The organism is Paenibacillus sp. 01T422 (assembly GCF_056398785.1).
Genome location: NZ_JBFTQB010000619.1, coordinates 1 through 3,944, shown reverse-complemented (window position 1 = coordinate 3,944; position 3,944 = coordinate 1). Strand labels below are relative to the sequence as shown.

Genomic DNA, 3,944 nt, shown 5'->3' with positions numbered 1-3,944 from the left:
CCCTTGTAGATTGATGATCAGCAGCTCCTGATCTTTCACTTTAATGACCGTATRTCCCCTACCTGGCGTACCTGGTGGAAAGTTCGCTGGACGAACCATTTTCTCGTCCCGATCGATAAAATCGAAGATTTCTTTTTGATCCCATGTATGATTGCCCATTGTAAGCGCCTGAATGCCCATCTCATAGATTTCTTTCGCTATCGCTGATGTAATCCCTTTCCCCGCAGCAGCGTTCTCTCCGTTAGCTATGAATACAGCGTGAGGGTGATCTCGCTTTAAACGAGGCATAATATTTTTAAGTGCTTTTCGTCCAACAGATCCAACAATATCTCCAATAAATACAATTTTCATAACGAATTTATAGCTCCTTTATTTACGTAGATGCGCAGAAGGCTAGAATATAACCTATCGTCCGCCTATAAAATAAGGAAAAGTGGCTGTATCAGCCACTTTTCGCATTGGTTACTCTTATTTAGCGTATTCAACAGCTCGTGTTTCACGAATGACCGTAACCTTAATATGTCCTGGATAATCGAGTTCACCCTCGATTTTTTTGGTAATATCGCGGGCTAGGCGGAACGCTTCGGTGTCATCCACTTTCTCTGGTTGAACCATAACACGTACTTCACGGCCTGCTTGAATGGCGTATGATTTCTCAACACCTTCAAAAGATTCCGAAATTTCTTCGAGCTTCTCTAGACGCTTAATATATGTTTCGAGCGTTTCCCTGCGTGCTCCAGGTCTCGCCGCGGATAAGGCATCTGCTGCTCCGACTAACATCGCGATAACTGACGTTGCCTCTACATCACCATGATGTGAAGCAATACTGTTAATGACGACTGGATGCTCCTTGTACTTCTTACCAATCTCAACACCGATTTCGACATGAGATCCTTCAACCTCGTGGTCAAGCGCCTTACCGATGTCATGAAGCAGCCCGGCACGTTTCGCCAAAGTTACGTCTACCCCGAGCTCCCCGGCCATCAGACCAGCCAGATAAGCTACTTCCATGGAATGCTTCAATACGTTTTGACCATAACTTGTTCTAAATTTCAGTCGACCTAAAATTTTGATCAAGTCAGGATGCAATCCGTGAACTCCAACTTCAAACGTGGCTTGCTCCCCATATTCGCGGATACGTTCATCCACTTCTTTACGGGATTTCTCAACCATCTCTTCAATACGTGCTGGATGAATACGACCATCTGCAACAAGCTTCTCCAAAGATGTACGAGCAATTTCGCGACGAATTGGATCAAATCCAGATAAAATAACTGCTTCTGGCGTGTCATCAATAATAAGGTCAATACCCGTTAGTGTTTCCAATGCACGGATATTACGTCCCTCACGACCGATAATCCGGCCTTTCATTTCTTCATTTGGCAATGAAACAACTGAAACGGTCGTTTCAGCAACATGATCTGCGGCACAACGTTGAATGGCGAGCGTGATGATTTCACGGGCTTTCTTATCGCCGTCTTCTTTGGCCTGTTGTTCGATTTCTTTAATAAGCTGTGCAGTTTCGTGTCGTACTTCCTGCTCAACATTGGTAAGAATAATGCTTTTCGCTTCTTCCATTGTAAGTCCTGAGATACGCTCTAACTCCGAAACCTGGCTTTTATAAAGCTGATCAATTTGATTTTGTGTATCCTCGATCCGCTTCTCTTTGTTGGCAACTTGCTCTTCTTTACGCTCGAGAGATTCTAATTTTTTATCCAGCGATTCCTCTTTTTGCAACAATCGTCTTTCTTGTCGTTGAATTTCATTCCGACGCTCACGAATGTCTTTTTCAGCTTCGGACCTAAGTTTGTGTACTTCGTCCTTCGCTTCCAGAACCGTTTCCTTTTTCAGTGCTTCTGCTTCTTTCTTAGCAGCTTCTCTAATCTGCTCAGCGGCCGTTTCAGCACTGGAAATTTTCGCTTCTGCAAGAGATTTACGGATAAAATAACCAATCCCTAAGCATGCAGCTCCAACAATGAGAATGATCGCGATCCAGATGAAAGTCATCTTGTTCACCTCCTCGTTGGTTTCTCCAAGGTGTTAGCCTGGGATTCCGTTCGGTTTTTTAATCCGATTTTTAATTGTTTGGCTAGTCATACATACTCTAAAATAAAAAGAGTATGGCTTTTAAATGAATGCGCACTGTGCGTTAGAGGCACTATAGTGCTAATAATCCATAATCAACAGTGTAAAAATTGGCGGTTTTTACATCTGTCCTCTCAAAATCAATGAAATAAGTATGATTTTGAATACATTATGAAAATATACACTGTTATTTTATCTTTTGTCGAAGAAGCTTGTCAAGCGATAGTCCATGAGAAGATCATCATGCCCAACTACATACCCTTTTATTCATTAATGATATTAACTAATTTCAGTCAATATTTAACAATATTAATCATCGAAAGAATCCTCAAGAATCTCAAAGTCTTCATCACTCGACCCGCTGCTTAGMTGTCCTAATACCTTAGTCACTACAGCGCCCGTGAATCCTCTGCGCATTAGAAATGCAGCCGTCTTTCTTTTCTTGTCAAAAGTTTCGCCCGAAGTTTGCTTCCACTTCGTTTGAGCAATTTTCATTGCTCCAGCTATTTCATCCTCAGGATTGATGTTCTCCATCGCATGTTTAACGAACTCTTTGTCAATGCCTTTTTGCTGCAGTTCTTGACGAACGAGATTACGACCTTTCTTTTGGGAAATGATCCGGCTGTCCGTCCACATTTTAGCAAATTCTTCATCATTAAGGTACTTTTGCGAAGCTAATTTTTCAATTACCCAGTCAATAATGGATGGTTCATAACCTGATTCTTTGAGCTTGCGTTTCAATTCGCTCGATGAATGCGGTCGCCGGCCAATAACGCGTATAGCCTTTATATAAGCATTATTCCGTTCTTCATCTTGAATAATCTTCTCTAACTCTTGTAGCTGGACGCTCTCTCCTTTGGCTAACCGATGCTTAATTAGAATGTCTTCATGTACTGAAAAAGCGTACTCTTCATTCAAAAATATATTATAGCGGTGCCTCCCCCGCTTCTGTTTCTCTACTAATGTGATAATGGAAATCTGTTGTTCTTCCTGTTCCTGCTCCAAGCTTTCCATCCCCTTTTATGCACGAAAGCACCCTAACCTAAGGGTTAAGGTGCTTTCACGATATGATCTATTCGAATCTTACTCGAAAGCTGCTTCTAATTCATCGTCTTCTTCTTCGTCAAGATTTGGTCCAACAGCAACAATCAAATTGCTGTTCCCACGGATTCTTTGTTCGATCGTTTCCGCAATGGCTTTGTTATCTTTCAAGAATTGCTTTGCATTTTCACGGCCTTGGCCTAAACGCTCGCCTTCATAGGAATACCAAGCTCCGCTTTTGTTCACGATATCCATCTCTGTTCCGATATCAATGATACTGCCTTCACGTGAAATTCCCTCACCGTACATAATATCCACTTCCGCTTGTTTGAACGGAGGAGCTACTTTATTCTTAACGACCTTAATTCTCGTACGGTTACCGACCATGTCATTACCTTGCTTGATTGTTTCAATACGACGAACATCCAGTCGAACAGAGGAGTAGAACTTCAGTGCACGGCCACCAGGAGTTGTCTCCGGGTTTCCAAACATAACGCCGACTTTCTCACGCAATTGGTTGATGAAAATCGCAATAACCTTCGATTTATTGATCGCACCTGAAAGCTTACGAAGTGCTTGAGACATCAAACGTGCTTGCAGACCCACGTGAGAATCTCCCATCTCGCCTTCGATCTCTGCTTTAGGTACTAGTGCCGCTACAGAGTCAATAACGATAATATCTACCGCGCCGCTTCGTACAAGCGCTTCTGCGATCTCTAGAGCTTGCTCACCAGTATCAGGTTGAGAAAGCAACAGCTCATCTATGTTAATTCCGAGCTTACTTGCATAAGAAGGATCCAAGGCGTGCTCTGCATCGA

4 protein-coding genes are annotated in these 3,944 nt (G+C 42.7%); all 4 read right to left on the bottom strand.

The window, feature by feature from the left end; genetic code table 11:
• The coding region (locus tag AC1DUA_RS27430; RefSeq protein ID WP_477502783.1) for a YmdB family metallophosphoesterase at positions 1-351 on the bottom strand (351 nt) is incomplete at its 3' end.
• Between the two features lie 117 nt (positions 352-468).
• Positions 469-2,007, bottom strand: a complete 1,539-nt coding sequence (rny, locus tag AC1DUA_RS27425; protein ID WP_161405788.1) for a ribonuclease Y — start codon at positions 2,005-2,007, stop codon at positions 469-471.
• Positions 2,008-2,394: 387 nt separating this feature from the next.
• Entirely contained in the window at positions 2,395-3,090 is a 696-nt protein-coding gene (locus tag AC1DUA_RS27420; RefSeq protein ID WP_477502782.1) for a regulatory protein RecX, read from the bottom strand.
• A 78-nt stretch (positions 3,091-3,168) separates the two neighbouring features.
• Positions 3,169-3,944: recombinase RecA (recA, locus tag AC1DUA_RS27415; RefSeq protein WP_477502781.1), on the bottom strand; the 776-nt coding region annotated here is incomplete at its 5' end.

What these genes read in the sequence shown, in the direction of transcription:
- rny (WP_161405788.1), bottom strand. Translation starts at nt 2,007, where the DNA reads ATGACTTTCATCTGGATCGCGATCATTCTCATTGTTGGAGCTGCATGC.